General features: G+C 70.5%; 10 protein-coding genes and 1 tRNA gene. 5 read left to right on the top strand and 6 right to left on the bottom strand.

Going from position 1 to position 15,274, the window contains the following annotated elements; genetic code table 11:
* Together RIV12_RS12570 and RIV12_RS12565 are read right to left on the bottom strand one after the other, a co-directional pair.
* Positions 1 to 1,551 (bottom strand): transcription-repair coupling factor family protein (locus RIV12_RS12570; protein WP_487274893.1); only part of this gene is annotated, 1,551 nt, incomplete at its 3' end.
* Positions 1,552 to 1,561: 10 nt separating this feature from the next.
* Positions 1,562 to 2,935, bottom strand: a complete 1,374-nt coding sequence (locus tag RIV12_RS12565) for a hypothetical protein (protein WP_309324313.1) — start codon at positions 2,933 to 2,935, stop codon at positions 1,562 to 1,564.
* Between the two features lie 477 nt (positions 2,936 to 3,412).
* Between RIV12_RS12565 and RIV12_RS12560 the strand changes: the two genes are divergently transcribed.
* Complete coding sequence (locus RIV12_RS12560) at positions 3,413 to 5,647, top strand: chain-length determining protein (protein ID WP_309324311.1); 2,235 nt, start codon at positions 3,413 to 3,415, stop codon at positions 5,645 to 5,647.
* A 115-nt stretch (positions 5,648 to 5,762) separates the two neighbouring features.
* Here RIV12_RS12560 and RIV12_RS12555 read toward each other — a convergent pair whose 3' ends face one another.
* The 4 genes from RIV12_RS12555 to RIV12_RS12540 all read right to left on the bottom strand — a co-directional run bounded on the left by RIV12_RS12555 (position 5,763) and on the right by RIV12_RS12540 (position 10,478).
* Positions 5,763 to 7,622: a lactonase family protein gene (locus tag RIV12_RS12555; protein ID WP_428978947.1), complete on the bottom strand. Its 1,860-nt coding sequence runs from the start codon at positions 7,620 to 7,622 to the stop codon at positions 5,763 to 5,765.
* 480 nt (positions 7,623 to 8,102) lie between these two features.
* Positions 8,103 to 9,095, bottom strand: coding sequence for a ribose-phosphate diphosphokinase (locus RIV12_RS12550; RefSeq protein WP_309324307.1), 993 nt, complete (start codon positions 9,093 to 9,095; stop codon positions 8,103 to 8,105).
* 128 nt (positions 9,096 to 9,223) lie between these two features.
* Positions 9,224 to 10,216, bottom strand: coding sequence for a bifunctional UDP-N-acetylglucosamine diphosphorylase/glucosamine-1-phosphate N-acetyltransferase GlmU (locus RIV12_RS12545; protein WP_309324306.1), 993 nt, complete (start codon positions 10,214 to 10,216; stop codon positions 9,224 to 9,226).
* 190 nt (positions 10,217 to 10,406) lie between these two features.
* Positions 10,407 to 10,478, bottom strand: a tRNA-Gln gene (locus RIV12_RS12540).
* Between the two features lie 198 nt (positions 10,479 to 10,676).
* Here RIV12_RS12540 and RIV12_RS12535 point away from each other — a divergent pair.
* The 4 genes from RIV12_RS12535 (at position 10,677) to RIV12_RS12520 (ending at position 15,076) form a co-directional block, all read left to right on the top strand.
* Positions 10,677 to 11,897, top strand: a complete 1,221-nt coding sequence (locus tag RIV12_RS12535) for an acyltransferase family protein (RefSeq protein ID WP_075418112.1) — start codon at positions 10,677 to 10,679, stop codon at positions 11,895 to 11,897.
* Positions 11,898 to 11,901: 4 nt separating this feature from the next.
* Positions 11,902 to 12,687 carry a TetR/AcrR family transcriptional regulator gene (locus RIV12_RS12530; RefSeq protein WP_309324304.1) on the top strand — a complete coding sequence of 262 codons (786 nt, stop codon included), beginning with the start codon at positions 11,902 to 11,904 and terminating at the stop codon, positions 12,685 to 12,687.
* Between the two features lie 253 nt (positions 12,688 to 12,940).
* Positions 12,941 to 13,600 (top strand): YveK family protein, encoded by a 660-nt coding sequence (locus RIV12_RS12525; RefSeq protein ID WP_075418110.1) that lies wholly within the window; start codon positions 12,941 to 12,943, stop codon positions 13,598 to 13,600.
* 6 nt (positions 13,601 to 13,606) lie between these two features.
* Positions 13,607 to 15,076, top strand: a complete 1,470-nt coding sequence (locus tag RIV12_RS12520; RefSeq protein WP_428978946.1) for a hypothetical protein — start codon at positions 13,607 to 13,609, stop codon at positions 15,074 to 15,076.
* Positions 15,077 to 15,274: the final 198 nt, after the last annotated feature.

Below are 15,274 nucleotides of genomic sequence, written 5' to 3'. Positions count from 1 at the left end.
CCGCCCGGTGAGGTCGGACTCGGCGATGAGGGCCAGGCGCAGCCCCTCGGCGAGGAAGCCGTGGCCGGCGCTGGCCTGGGTGACGCGCACGACGCCGTCTCCCGGGCCTGTCGTCGAGTCGGCGGCCGAATCGTCGGTCTCATCGGCGGGGGCGGCCGGGTCAGGGGTCCAGTCGCCGTCACGGCCGAGCTCGGTGACCTCGGAGAGCTGGTCGACGATGCGGGCGGGGACATCGCCGTCGCCCAGGAGCTGGGCCATGCGCCGGCCGGGTCCGGGTCCGTCGGTGGCCACGACGACGGTCCAGCCCTGGCGGGCCAGCCGGCCCAGGTCGGCGACCGCCCGCTCGAGCTCGCCGCGGTAGGTGCGCGGGTCGCTGAGGTGCAGGCAGGTGGTCTCGGGGCCGGCGGCCAGGGCGGTGAAGGACCACCAGCCGCGGTTGGAGGACAGGGCCAGGGCCCGGGCCTCGGCCAGGTGGGCGAAGGCGGCGGCGGACAGGTCGACGGGGACCGTGCCGCCGGAGGCCGCCGAGGTCCAGGCGGCGGCGAGGAACTCGGTGGTGGTGGCCGTGAGGTCCTCGGCGCGCTTGCGCACCCGTTCGGGCTCCAGCAGCACCGTGAGCCGGTCCCCGACGAGGTCGAGCAGCGGGACCATTGCGTCGACCAGGACCGGGGCGAGGGACTCCATGCCCTCGACGGCGATGCCCTGACTGATCTTCTCCAGCATGTCGGCGGCGCCGGGGACGGCGTCGACCAGGGCGGCGGCGCGCTCGCGCACCGCATCGGTGAGGACCAGCTCGCGGCAGGCGGTGGCGGTGACGGCCCCCAGCGCCTCGATGGTGCGCTGGTCGGCGACGGCGAAGGAGGAGACCTCGTCGATCTCGTCGCCGAAGAAGTCCACGCGCACCGGTCTGGGCTCGGAGGGCGGGAAGACGTCGAGGATGCCGCCGCGCACGGCGTACTCGCCGCGGGACTCGACCATGTCGACGCGCGTGTAGGCGGCGGCCTCCAGGCGGCGGGCGGTCTCCTCCAGACCGACGGCCAGACCGGGGGCCAGCTGGACGGGCTCGAGCTCGCCGAGCCCGGCGATGACGGGGGCCAGCAGGGCGCGCACGGGGACGATGAGAACACGGATCGCCCCGCCCTCCTCGGGGTGGGCCAGGCGGCGCAGGACGGACAGGCGCTGGGCGACGGTGTCGGCGCGCGGCGAGAGGCGCTCGTGGGGCAGGGTCTCCCAGGCGGGCATGACGGCGACGTCGTCCGCCGGCAGGTAGCTGCGCAGGGCCAGGGCGGTCTCCTCGGCCTCGCGGCCGGTGGCGGTGACGACCAGCAGGGGCGTACCGGAGGCGTCTGCCGAGCCGGACGCCTGTGCGTCGCCGCCGGCGACCCGTTGGACGCCCTCCTCGCCCAGGGTCATGGCGGCCAGGACGGCGGGCCGGGCGCCTGGTGCGACGACGAGGCTGCGGTCGGAGCGCGAGCGGGAGGAGGCGGCGCGAACGGTGCGGGTGATGTCGGCGTCGGCGAGCAGCGGAGGCAGGAGCGCAGTCAGGAGCACGGCCGCGAGTCTAGTGACTCCCCGTCCCGGCACCACTGGCGGGCCGGACCGGTCGGCCGGTGAAGGCCCTGCGGGACCAGTCCCGGCTGCGGACCCGGTTCCAGGGATTGGCGTGCCTGGCGACGACACCAACGCCCCCGCCCGCGGTGTTGTTGCGGCTCTCCAGCAGGACGGAGACCTGTGCCGAGGCCGCCATACCGGCGATGAGCCACACGACGGTACCGATCTGGGTGATGAAGGCGACTGTGCCGTAGGCCGGGATGAGGCTGAGCAGGGCGATCTGCGCGGGGTTCGAGCGCTGGACGAAGGCCCTGGCGCCGTAGACCAGCAGCCCGGCCATGACGAGCACCACCGGGATCCAGCCGAAGCGCAGCGCGGTCAACAGCAGGTGGTTGTCGATGGAGCTGTAGCCGCCCCAGGCCACCGAGTCCCCTGACTTCTGGTAGGCCGAGGACAGTCCCAGTGGCTCGAGCTGACGCACCAGGACGAGGATGTCGCCGCGGTAGCCGGCCGAGTCCTCCTGCTCACGGCCGGCCGAGTCGAAGACGCCCAGCACATAGGGCAGCAGGACGCTGCCCACACCGACCAGCACCATGAGGAAGCCCATCCGCCACAGGGCGGGGATGTTGGTGTGCACCTGCATGAGGCTGAGGATGACGGCGATGACGGCACAGGCGATCGCCGAGCGGGAGAAGGTCGGGATGGTCGCCCCCAGGACGAGGGCGCCGGCCGCGATCCGGTAGCCGGGCCTCCACCGCGTGGCCAGGATGAGCGGGATCCCGGCCGCCAGGCACACTCCCAGGGCGATGGGATGACCGAAGGCGCCCTCAACGCGGGTGAAGCTGCCCCGGGCCAGGGGCGGGGCCCACTCCTCATAGAGGTTGTTGTCGATGGCGATGTAGCTGAAAGGATTGATGGTGGTGACGGCCTCGAACAGGGCCAGCACGGACACCGCGATCCACACGGCCGCCAGGACCTCGGCCATGCGCCGCAGTCCGAGCCTCTCCACGAGCAGCCGTCCGGCGAGGTAGGCGGGCAGGGCGCTAAAGACGACGTCGGACAGGACGTAGTTGAGCGGCGAGCCCGCGGCGACGGACAGGCCCACCAGGCACCAGGCGGTGGCAACCATGAAGTCACCGCTGGTCAGCCGCCACGAGAACCCGGGCAGGAGGGCGACGATCACCAGGAAGCAGGCCAGGGTGGCCGGAGGGACATTGGGCTCGAAGGGGATCATCACCCACACCGGCACGAAGCCGATGGCGCCCATCACCAGGCAGGCCCCGACGATGGGGCGGCGGTGGATGCGGTCGGCCACGAAGATGAGGACCGCCAGGGCGGCGGCCACCATGGGGAGGACGATGAACAGGGTCCTGGCGAAGGACATCGTTCCTCCCTTGTCATGTCATGGCCGCGGCAATGTCACGGCGTTTGATCGGTGGTGTGTCGGCGGCCGGGGAGCCGCCGCAGGGCCGCTGTGAGAAGTACCCGGGAATATGCTGGGAGAGCCTCCGAGATCCTGACCAAGGTCAGCCGGAACCGGAAGAAGTCCGACGACCTCACCCCGGTCCGGTTGAGCCCGACGTCTTCTTCCCTGCTGGGGCGGGAGTCCTCAGGACCCTCGCCCGTCACACGGTTCCGGTGAAAGACTCACCACATTGCCCGCTCCCCCACGTCTGAGGATTCCAGGCGTCGCCGGGGGCGCAGCGAAGGCTACTACAGTCACCGAGACCTGAGCGTGATCTTACAGTTAGGGTTGGGCCGTAGCCTTTCAGCATCCGCCGGGTCATGAGGCCCACGGTTCCCGACGGGCAGCCCGAACCGACCAGATCCAGAATCAGCCCCAGACCAGATGAGGAGCAGCGTGCAGCCGTCGCAGATCCTTCACGCCATCCGCAGGAACCTTGTCGCCTGCCTCGTCATCCTGCTCGTATGCATCCTGGCCGGACTGGGGGTGGCCCTGGCGACGCGGCCGGTCGCGGTGGCCACCACGACCCTGGGCATCCAGCCCAAGTCCAAGGAGACCCCTTCCTTCTCCACCCAGGCCAAGGACCTCATGCCGACCCTGGTGGAGCTCTCCACGAGCCCGAAGGTCCTCGATCCGGCAGCGGCCAACCTGAACATGGAGACCACTGATCTGACGGAGGCCCTGACGGTCACCAACCCGCCCGAGACCCTGGTCCTGTCCATCACCGCCAAGGCCGGGAGCAAGCAGAAGGCCGTCGACATGGCTCAGGCAACGGCCGACTCGCTCAACAAGGAGCTCTCCTCGGGCGAGCTGTTGGGCAAGCAGGCCCTGGGAATGACGACGAGCACCACCTCACCGGCCACCACGGCCAACACCACCATGGAGCGCCCCGGCGCCCGGGCCGCGGCGCTCTCCGGGCTACTGCTGGGGCTTCTGGCCTCCGTCTCCTATGCGATGTTCCGTCACCGTCGTGACAGCGGTCACGGCGGGGGCCAGGGTGCCGAGCTCCGTCCCGGACGTGCGGCGGCCGCTCTCAACGCCCTGAGGCAGAAGACCTCGGATCTCCTACGACCGAGCCAGCCGCCCGCACAGACTCAGATGCAGGCGCAGGTCCCCTACCAGTATCAGCAGCTCCCGGCCCCTTCGCCGGTCCCGGCCTCCCCCGAGGTCTCGGTCATCCAGGCCTCCGACGCCGCCGCGACGCAGTCCGCCCCCTCCTCGATGCCGTCACCCGTCTCCGCGCCCGTGCTTCCGGGCTCGTCGCCCGCCCCGGCCCCGCCCTCCCAGCCGACGGCCTCATCCGCCCCGGCCCCTGCCCCGACCTTCTCGACCCCGCAGTCGCCGCAGCAGACGACCGCGATGCCCGCGATCTCCGACTCCGAGTACTCGGCCTCCCAGCCAGCGCCCTCCCCTCAGAAGCCGGCCCACGCCCCGGTGCCGACGCCGTCCTCGGTGTCCCCGGTGCCCGCCACGTCATCGACGCACTCGCCCGTCTCCATGAGCGCGGCGCCGCTGTCCTCGGCCTCGGCGGCCACAACCTCCGTACAGTCCTCCGCTCAGGTTCCCCAGGACTCCGCCCCGGACCCCGCACACAGCTTCACCTCCGGCATCACCTCCGCCATGCAGCGGCAGCAGGCCGACCAGTCCGCACCGGCCACCTCGGCCGGGACCGCTTCATCCCAGTCGGCCTCCGAGGCCACCGCCTCCTACACGCACGCACCGCTGCCCCCGCCACTGCCCACTCCCGCCGACCTGACGGTGCCGGCCTCCCCGTCCATCGCGGTGCAGCCCTATACGACCGTCCCGGCCACCGGGAGCCACCGTTTCCCGGGCGCACCGGACGGCCCCACCCGGCGCAGCACCGCTCTGCCCACCGGGCAGACCGTCTCGGCGTCCTCAGGGTCCTCAGCTTCCCCGGCCTCCTCCGCCTCCTCGGCAGGCCCCTCCTACCAGTACCCTCCGGCGCCCGCGTCGGCACCGGCGCCGGCCCCGACACCCTCATCCACCAGCTCCGCCGCCTCCGCCATGCCGGCCACCGGCCGCCGGCGCGCCCCAGAGCCGACGTCGGCCTCCGCGCCGAGCGCGCCCACGCGGCGGCGCATCACCTCGCCGTCGGCGGACCGACCGGCATCGCCGACCGGCTGGCAGGACGTCTCCTCCCTGCCGACGACGAGCCGGCGCCGGCTCCAGTCGGCGTCCTCGGCGCCCAAGCCCACGATTGCCGACGATGCCTCACGCGTTGCGACGCACAAGCAGGACTCGGCCTCCGAGACCGGCTCCTCCACCGCCCCCTCGACGTCGGTGCGTCAGCAGGCGCCCTCGCGCCGGCAGACCCTCGCTCGACGTCGGCGGATGTCCAAGCCGCGACTGACTCTTGTGACGCCGCTGTCCGAGGAGTCCTCCATCGAGCAGACCCGCCATCTCACGCCGGTGTCGGCGTCAGCGGGCGGCCGCCACCGCAGTCCTGATCCGCCGGACGCCCCGCCTCCGCCTCCGCCGCCGTCGATCCAGCCCGGCCAGCAGATGGCCTCGGCGTCGTCGGCCGCCTCGGCCCAACGCTCTGTCTCCGGCTCGGCGGCCTCCGCGGCCTCGGCCGGCCGCCGCACGCAGTCGACGGGACGCTCCTGGTAGGCCTACTGTCGGCACGACCGTCAAGGGCGGGTCCGATGCTTGAGCATCGGACCCGCCCTTCATGCTCGCACCGGGCCAGGTAGGTCCCCGGCCAGGACCTCCGCGGCCCGAGTACTCAGTTCCCGTCCTCCTCGACCTCGTCGTCGGCCTGCTCGTCATTGGCGGCCTGATTGTTGCCGCCCTGGCCGGCGTTCTTGGCGGCGTCGTTCGCGTTGGCAGCGGGATCCGCCTTCTTGTCCTTCTTCACCTTCTCGGGGACCGTGACGCTCGGGATCTGGGCGGTGATGGTGTTGCCACTGGGGTCGGAGACCACGAGGCGATAGGTGTGCTCACCGGCCGAGCAGGTGGTGTCCTCCAGGCTGTGGCTCTTGAGCGCCCAGCGGGTGTCGCTGATCTTCTCGGTGGCCACCGGCGTGGTCTCGTCATCCCGGTAGAGGCTGTAGGTCAGGGTCGGGTCGTCGCGGTCCCAGGTGGCGTTGAACCCCACCCTCACTGAGCCCGAGGTCGTCACCTCCGCCTTGGCGGCCAGGGTCTCGGCCTTGCCCTCGGGGGGCAGCGTGGGCTGGCCCGCGCGCCTGGGGTAGCGCACGATCCCCTGCTGGACCTTGCCGTCGGCCTCGATGAACTCGCCCACCATGAGGACGTAGGAGTCGGTGACGTCGACCTTGTAGGCGGCCTGGGACGTCTTCGTGAACTTCCCCGCCTCCAGGTCCGGGTACCATCCGATGATCGTGGGGCTCTTGAGACCCGAGGTCGACCAGTCCTGGTACCCGTCGACCACCCCCTGGTGGCGGATGGTGATGTCGGGGCTGTTAGTGAAGGCCATGGCCCGCACGTACAGGGGGTGCTGACCGTCCTTGCGCACCTCGGGCATGTTGGGGAACCCGTAGATGGTCTCGCAGGAGTGGGCGTGCCCCACCGTGTAGACGGTGTCCTTGGTGGGGGCGATCCCGTAGGTGTCCCCGTGGCAGGGCTCGAGCCAGATGAGGTTGCCGTTCCAGTCGGCCTTGAAGCTCCCTTCGAGGTTGGCCTCGTCGAGGCGTCCGACGGCGGAGTAGGCGGTGCCGTAGAAACCGGCGTCGTCGACGGCGATGTCGAAGATGGCGGCCTCCTTACCGGCCGTGCGCACGGTGTCGTTAACGGGCATGGGCAGCACCTCACCGGTGGAGGCACTCAGGAGCGCCATCCCGTATCCGGGCTTGCTCGAGCCGTTGACCGTGGAGAAGGAGCCGCCGATGACGACCTTGGAGTGGTCCGGGGAGACCTCGATCGCGTAGACCTGGGCGTTGGGGCCCTCAGCGGAGGCGGTCCAGTCCAGGAGCTCACCGGTGGAGGCCTTGAGGGCGGCCAGGCGGGTCCGCTGCTGGTTGTTCACCTTGGTGAAGTAGCCCCCGACGTAGAGGGTGTCGCCGGCCACCGCGATGTCCTTGACGGTGGTGCTGAACACGGGTTGGAAGGAGGAGATGAGGGTTCCGTGCCCGTGGGAGATGTCGAAGGCGGCCAGACGGCTGTGCCACTCGTTGTTGACCTTGTCGAACTCCCCGGCGACATAGAGGGTCTTGCCGTCCTCGGAGAGGGCCAGGCTTCGTCCCGCGCCGTTGAGGGTGGGGGCGAAGTCCTCGATGAGCTTCCCGGTGTTGAGGTCGTAGGCCAGGATGTTGGAGCGCGGGACCTCTTGCTGTCCGACACGGGCCCCGGCCGGGCGGGCGTTGTTGAAGCTGCCGACGACGTAGACCACGTCGCCGACGACGAGCTGCCCCCAGGCGACGCCGTCGATCTGCACCGTGGGCAGGGGAACCGCCGTGTAGGCGGGTTCCCGGGACGACTGACCGGAGGGGTCGGCGCCCGCGGCGGCGCCCCCGTTGTCCCCGACGTTGCCGGAGCCGTCGCCCTGGTCGTGTCCGTCGGCATCGGAGTCGGCCTCGGCGTTCTCCTCGGCCACGGCCACCGGAGCAGTGGGGGTAAGGACAACCATCGAGGCGAGGAGGATAGGAAGAAGGGAGAGGATGGTGACAATACGAGGGATGTTGGAACGACGGCGCACAGGGACCTCCGGAAGATAGGGCTGCGGGGTGCACGCAGGATGTCGGCAGAGCGGCGGATTCCGCGGGGGTGCATGTGGTACGCACCGCCATTGGAACGCCTGTGACGGACATTAATTAACCGGTAATGCGCGTTAGTTCAGTGAACGCGCTCCGTGTAAACAGGGCACGATTTGGTGACGACTCCACGCTACGCAACCGTGTGGTTGAATCGCAACCAAACCGTTATCTAGTCGGTGATATCACTGCATCCGCAGGTTGGAGCTTGCCGACATGGGCCGTAGTGCCCACCAGGCTCATAACAAAAGCTCTCGTCGGACCCAGCGGTGGGGCCCGACGAGAGCAGATGTTTGTTGCGCGTCGAGGGTCTGGCAGGCTTCGCAGCCCTGTGCAGACTCTCAGACCCGCCGGCCTCAGTCGCCGGCGACGCCGACGGTGTCGAAGAGCGAGGCCACCGAGCCGTCGTCGAAGACGGCCTTGATGGCCCGGGCCAGCAGCGGCGCGATCGGGAGGACGGTCAGCTGATCGAAGCGCTTGCCGGCGGGGATCGGCAGGGTGTCGGTGACGATGACCTCACGGGCTCCGCAGGTGGAGAGCCGGTCCACGGCCGGCCCGGAGAGCACCCCGTGGGTCGCGGCGACGATGACGTCCTTGGCGCCGGAGTCCAGGAGCACCTGGACGGCCTTGGCGATAGTGCCGCCGGTGTCGATCATGTCGTCGACCAAGACGCAGGAGCGTCCCTCGACGTCACCGACGACGCGGTTGGCCACCGACTCGTTGGGACGGGTGACGTCACGGGTCTTGTGGACGAAGGCCAGCGGCGTGCCGCCGAGCTGGTTGGCCCAGCGCTCGGCCACTCGGATACGGCCGGCGTCGGGGGAGACGACGGCGGCGTTGGCCGGGTCGACGCGGGTACGCACGTAGTCCACGAGCACCGGCTGGGCCCACAGGTGGTCCCAGGGGCCGTCGAAGAAGCCCTGCTCCTGGGAGGTGTGCAGGTCCACGCTCATGAGGCGGTCGGCGCCGGCGGTCTTGTAGAGGTCCGCCACGAGGCGGGCACTGATGGGCTCGCGCCCCAGGTGCTTCTTGTCCTGACGGGCGTAGGGGAAGAAGGGGGCCACCACGGAGATGCGCTTGGCGGAGGCGCGCTTGAGGGCATCAACCATGATGAGCTGCTCCATGAGCCAGTCGTTGACGCGGTCCCCGTGGGACTGGACGACGAACACGTCGCAGCCGCGCACCGACTCGTTGAAGCGGACGTAGGTCTCCCCGTTGGCGAAGTCGTAGGCCGTGGAGGACAGCACCTCGGTGCCGAGCTCGCTGGCCACGTCCTGGGCGAGCTCGGGATGGGCGCGCCCGGAGACGACGACCAGCCGTTTCTCACCCTTGGTAATGATGCCCGTCATGACGTGGTTCCCTTCTCACGGCCGGTGCGGCCCTCGGTGTGACTGTTGGAGACGGAGGTGAAGGTCAGTGATCGGTTCGGCCGGCACGGCCGAGCCTGTCGCGGCCGAAGGTGTGGTGCGCTCATGCGTCAGGCCTGGGCGGCGTCAGCGTCGAGCTGGCTGAAGGGGGCTACGACGCAGCCGGCCGGGATGACGGCGTCGGTGAGGATCGCGTAGGCGCCCACACGGGCGCCCTCACCGATCCGAGTGGATCCGCGCACGAGGGCCCCCTGCTCGAGGGTGACGTCCTGAGCGAGCTCAGCGGTGACGTCCACCCAGGTGGAGGCCGGGTCGACGACGCCGACGCCCTGGGCCATCCAGTCGGCGAGGACGCGGCGGTTGAGCTCGGCGCCGAGCTCGGCGAGCTGGGCGCGGTCATTGCAGCCCTCGACGAGCCAGTGGTCGGCGACGACCAGCGCACTGGTGGAGCGTCCGGCCCGGTGGGCATGGGCGACAACGTCAGTGAGGTAGACCTCGCCCTGGTCGTTGTCCGTCCCCAGGGTCGCCAGGGCGGTGCGCAGGTGGGCGGCGTCGAAGACGTAGACACCGGCGTTGATCTCGCGGATGGCGCGCTGGGCCTCGCTGGCGTCGCGCTGCTCGACGACGGCCGAGACGGTGCCGTCGGCCTCGCGCACGACGCGCCCGTAGCCGGTGGGGTCCTCGAGCTCGGTGGTCAGCAGGGTGACGGCGTCGCCGCGCTCGCTGTGCTGGGCCAGCAGAGCCTGGAGGGTCGCGGTGTCCAGCAGCGGGACGTCCCCGCTGGTGACGACGACGGGCCCGTCCAGGTCCTCGGGCAGGGAGGCCAGCCCGCAGGCGACGGCCCGCCCGGTGCCGGGGACATCGTCCTGGTCGGCCGGGACAGCGTCGGGGGCGACCTCGGTCAGGTGGGCGATCACGGCATCGCGCTCGTGGCGCACGACGACGACGAGGTGCTGGGGCTCGAGCCCCCTGGCTGCGGTGACGGCGTGGTCCACCAGACTGCGACCGCCGATCCGGTGCAGGACCTTGGGGGTGACCGATCGCATACGAGTTCCCTTGCCTGCGGCCATGACAATAACGGCGGCGGGTGCGGTAGGCGTCACGTGTCCTCTTCTCACAGGTTCGCGCCCGGGCTCCCGACGTCTCCGGCCGGTGACCGGACGGAGCCGGGAACGGACTCCAACGGTTTCTGAAATCAGGTACGGATGGACGGTTGGCGCGCGTGCCGCCGGCGACCGTGACCGCCGTCGAACGTGAGAGCGAGGGAACCCCAACGCCACTCATGCTACGCCGCTCCGCCCCCAGGATTCGAACCCGGGCCTCAAGGCTCCAAAGGCCTGCGTGCTGCCGCTACACCAGGGCGGAAGGACACATCCCGACCCGGGCCTGGCGGCGAGGGGCGAGACGCCGGGACAGTCTCTCACGTCCCGGTCGCGCTCGGCACCTTCGCGGCGATTCAGCGCGCCCCACAGGCGCCCGGCACCGGATCTCGCGCATCTGCGGGGCGCATGCCACACTCGTCGGGCTTCACGGTCGGCCGGGAGGACAGGGCAGGATGGGGGCATGTCCAGTTCCCCCTCCTCTCCCCCTCCCTCTTCCGGCAAGCCGGCAGCGGTGCGCCTCATCGAGCTCGACGGACTGCGCGGGCTGGCCGCCGTCGTCGTGCTCATCCACCACGCCCTGGAGACCGTGCCCGCACTGGCGGAGGTCGGAGCGCGGCCCGGCACCGTGCCCACCGGCACCTTCAACCGGATCCTCACTCAGAGTCCCCTCCACCTGCTGTGGGCGGGCCACGAGGCCGTCCTCATCTTCTTCGTCCTGTCAGGTGTGGCGCTGACCTACCCGGTGGCCCGCCGCCACGCCCAGGGGCGGCGCTTCGACTGGGTCGACTACGCCCCGCGGCGCTTCGTGCGCCTGTGGCTGCCGGCGGCGGCCTCCACCACCTTCGCGGTCATCGCGATGCTGCTCGTGCCGCGCTCGGAGGATCCGGCGCTGGGTCACTGGATGACCGTCACCCACCCCACAGGGCTCGGGGCGCGCCAGATGCTCATGGAGTACCTGCTCATCCCTAAGCACGCCTACCGCAACACCGTCCTGTGGTCGTTGCACGCCGAGGCGATCTTCTCCTTCGTGCTGCCCCTGATGATCCTCGGGGTGGCCCTGTGCGCCCGCTGGCGGGTCTCCTGGCTGCCGGTGGCGGCCGCCCTGGCCGTGCCCGTCATCACCGCCAGTCCAGGCTCGGGCAGCTACCTGCCGGTCTTCACCGTCGGCGCGGTCATGGGCTGGGCCTGGGGGCACAACCCCGCTCCAGTCCCAGAGCGCCCCCGCCCCTGGGCGACGGCGCAGGCCCTGGTCTGCCTGCTGCTCATCACGCTGGCCTGGTGGCCGGGGATGGAGAGCCACACGGCCCAGCGCCTCGCCAACGCGGTCACCCTGGCAGCAGCCGCCTACCTGGTCCACCTCGTGGTGAGGGCCGGGGCGCTGCGCGGTCTGCTGCGCTCACGCACGGTGCAGTACCTGGGGCTCATGTCCTTCTCCCTCTACCTGGTGCATGAGCCGGTCGTGGTCTCGCTGCGGCTGCTGACGCAGCCGCTCTCCCCGTGGTGGCTGCTCATCCTGGCACCGCTGGTCTCGGCGCCGCTGACCTGGCTGTTCCAGCGCTACATCGAGGCCCCCAGCCACCGGCTGGCCCGCCGCACCGGGGCCCTGACCTCGGCGCGCTTCGCCCAGTGGTCCGAGCGCCGCCGCTCCGGCCGTGCCGCCGGCCAGGTCGGTGAGGCTTAGAACCATGGCTGCCAAGCGCACCCGCATGAGCGCCAGCGAACGGCGCGAGCAGCTCATCGCCGTCGCCCGTGGCCTGTTCGCCGAACGCGGCTTCGACGCCACGAGCGTGGAGGAGGTGGCGGCCCGCGCCCAGGTGTCCAAGCCGGTGGTCTACGAGCACTTCGGCGGCAAGGAGGGCCTGTACGCCGTCGTCGTCGACCGGGAGATCACCACGATCTCGGTCGCGATCTCCTCGGCGATCACAGACCCGGCAGCAGGCTCCGCAGCGGATCCGCAGGCCGATCAGCGCGGACCGGGAGGGTCTGGAGCCTCCGGCTCGGCCTCACGGATCGCCGAACGGGCCGCCCTGGCCCTGCTGACCTACATCGAGGACTCCCCCGACGGCTTCCGCATCCTCTCGGCGGGCTCGGACCGCGCCGCCGGCACCTACTCCACGCTGCTGGCCGACGTCGCCATCGAGGTCTCAGGGATCCTCGCCTCGCAGTTCGCCGCCCACGACCTCGACCCGCGCACGGCCCCGCTGTACGCCCAGATGCTGGTGGGTATCGTGGCCATGCCGGCTCAGTGGTGGTTGGAGAACCGCTCGATGAGCAAGGAGGAGGTGGCCGCTCACATGGTCAACCTCGCCTGGAACGGCCTGCGCGGCATGAAGGCCAGGCCCACGCTCCACTCCGGCCCCGCAGACAGCTCCAGCAGCTCCGATGGCCCAGCCGCCGGCGCCCCGGCGCCTGGGGCCGCCTCCCGCACCGAGGGCTCCGGCCACCGCGAGAGCACCACCGAGCACCCCTGAAGCATCTCTGAACGCCATCCCGGAGTCGCTCACGCTCGCGTCGTCGTCGGTCGCACTCCGCCTGGCGGGCACCCGTCGCATTCGTCACTACCCGATCGGTCGATCGTCCTGCGAGTGCCAGCAATCTTCGAGCATCAAGAACCCAACGGGTTCTGGGAAGTGCCCGGGAAGGAGGTGATTCACTTCCCGCGCCCGGCTCATGCCCCAAACGGCGCGCTATTCTGTTGCTCCCGCAATCACCGAAACGGAACCCATGGACCCGGAAACCCTCATCATCGCGCTGCGCAAGAACGCAGTCCTGGTGGCTATGCACGTTGTGCTGGGCGCCATCATCGGCATTGTCTTCGGCCTGTTGACGCCGGCGCAGTACACCTCCACCGCCAACGCGAATCTGGGCGTGGAGAACAGTGAGGCCAACCTCCCCAACACCTTCAACTACCTGACCTCCATCATGCCGACGCTGGTGGAGATCGGGACCTCGGAGAGCACTTTCGCGGAGGTCTCCAAGGACACGGGGATCAGCCAGGAGGAGCTGCGCAAGTCCGTCTCGGTGACGAGCAAGACCGGTACCACACTGGTGGAGATCCGGGCCACCAGTACTGATCCTGAGCGCGCCCACAAGATCGCCGAGGCCGAGCTGACCGCCCTGGACTCGGTGGCCCGTGACCTGTCCAGCTCCGGGCAGGCGGGGAACACCACCGCGACACTCAAGGTGGTCGACTCCCCCACGACCCCCTCCTCCCCCTCCAGCCTGTCCGCCGTGTCCACCGCACTGATCGGGACCGCCATCGGACTGGCCGCCGGCGCTGTCATGGCGATCCTGCTGTACTTCCTGAGTCAGAAGAACCCGCAGGACAAGGTCGAGGACCCGCTGCTCATCATCGGGCGTCGTCGCTCTCGGGAAGACGCCTGAGCGGCCGTGGCCCCGACCTGGTCACCGGCCGCCTCCCACGAGGGCTCGCAGACGCCGTCGGAGACTGATCCCGAGTCGAGCCGGGAGCCGGGTTCACCATCGCGCCGACTGGAGATGGCGATCGCCGTCGTCCTGCTGGTCTGCGTGGGTGTGCGCCGCGAGCTGGCGGCGGCTCTGAGCGTCGGCGACTGCGTCGCGCTCGCCGCGCTCCCCGTCACCTGGACGGCCGTGCGCAAGGCGCGCCGGTTCTCGCTGCTGCTCGTGCTGTCCATCCTGGCGGCGGGCACGGCCTACATCATGTCCCTGCTGGCCGAGAGCAGCTTCGTCGTCGAGGACTGGGCCCGGCGCGTCACCACTTTGAGCCTGCTGGCCGTTCCCTGCGCGGTGGCCGCCTTCGTGTGGGGGGCGCGCCGGCTGGGAACGCGGCGCGCGGCCATGGCGGTCGGCTTCGGCATGTTCCTGGACTCGCTGCCCCTGCTCCAGACCAACTCCAATCCGTGGAAGTTCGGGGTCGGCGCCGCGGTGACGATCATGGTCCTCAGTTTTGTGGCCAACCGACGCCGACTCGTGCAGATCGTGGCCCTGCTGGGGCTCAGCGGAGTCTTCCTCGTCTCCGACTCGCGCTCCACCCTGGCCTTCCTCGCCATCATCCTGGGCACGGTCATCTGGCAGGCCCTGGCCTCCTGGGCCCGGTGGAACGTGCCCACTCCGAGACGCCTGGCGATCTCCCAGATCATCGTTCTGGCAGTCGTGGGGATCGTGGCGATGGCCGGGGTCGTCATCGCCTCCCAGTCCGGCACCCTGGGCGAGGACGCCCAGAACCGGACCATCGCCCAGTCGAAGAGCTCTGCGGGGTTGCTCCTGTCCGCACGGCCCGAGCTGGGGGCCTCCTGGGCCCTGTTCCAGAATCGCCCCTGGGGGTACGGCGCCGGCGTCAAGCCCCGTTTCGAGGACCTGTGGGTAGCCAAGCGCGGCATGGCGGCCCTGGGCTACGACCCGGAGAACGGCTACGTCGAGAACTTCATGTTCGGCGGCCGCATCGAGCTGCACTCAGGCCTCATGGACATGTGGGCGGCGGCCTCAATCCCGGGCGGCCTTTTGCTGCTGCTCATTGCGGGAATGGCGCTGGCGGCGATGATGCGCGACCTGGGGCGCCTCAAGGCCACGCCCTGGCTGTTCTTCGCGGCTCTGACCGTGGTGCAGAACGTGTTCGTGGGGCCCTGGACGGTGCTGCCCGCCTACCTGCCGATCGTGCTGGGGGCCGCCGTCCTGCAACCTCCCCTGCGCGAGGCCGCCCAGCTGGGCGCCGACGACGAGCCGGCCCACCCGCCGCAGGACGCGCTCTCCGACTCCGCGGTGCCACCCAGCAGGAGTGATCCCAGCACACTCCACGAGGGTGGGGACTCACTGGCCAAGGATTGTGCGTACTGCACGAACCCCCGCCCCCATGGAGTACACCCGGCTCTCCTCGAGTAACCCCCGATCTTCGTGCAGTGCTGAACGGGACGCCGGGGATACCCTCGGCCAAGCACCGCAGTGAGTTCGGGCCCGGGCCTTCAGCGGTCGTACTCGCGGTGGACGCCACCTCCGCCGCTGGCCGCCAGGATGCCGCGGCCCCGGGCCAGCAGCCGGGCGCTGGCGACCGCTGATAAGGGGAACGACCCATCGAGTGTG

Source organism: Actinomyces stomatis (assembly GCF_031292835.1).
Classification (GTDB): Bacteria; Actinomycetota; Actinomycetes; order Actinomycetales; family Actinomycetaceae; genus Actinomyces; species Actinomyces stomatis.
The sequence above is the reverse complement of the archived record's forward strand: the minus strand, read 5'-3'. Positions and strand labels throughout refer to the sequence as shown.

What these genes read in the sequence shown, in the direction of transcription:
- RIV12_RS12565 (WP_309324313.1), bottom strand. Translation starts at nt 2,935, where the DNA reads ATGTCCTTCGCCAGGACCCTGTTCATCGTCCTCCCCATGGTGGCCGCC.
- RIV12_RS12555 (WP_428978947.1), bottom strand. Translation starts at nt 7,622, where the DNA reads ATGGTTGTCCTTACCCCCACTGCTCCGGTGGCCGTGGCCGAGGAGAAC.
- RIV12_RS12550 (WP_309324307.1), bottom strand. Translation starts at nt 9,095, where the DNA reads ATGACGGGCATCATTACCAAGGGTGAGAAACGGCTGGTCGTCGTCTCC.
- RIV12_RS12535 (WP_075418112.1), top strand. Translation starts at nt 10,677, where the DNA reads ATGTCCAGTTCCCCCTCCTCTCCCCCTCCCTCTTCCGGCAAGCCGGCA.
- RIV12_RS12530 (WP_309324304.1), top strand. Translation starts at nt 11,902, where the DNA reads ATGGCTGCCAAGCGCACCCGCATGAGCGCCAGCGAACGGCGCGAGCAG.
- RIV12_RS12525 (WP_075418110.1), top strand. Translation starts at nt 12,941, where the DNA reads ATGGACCCGGAAACCCTCATCATCGCGCTGCGCAAGAACGCAGTCCTG.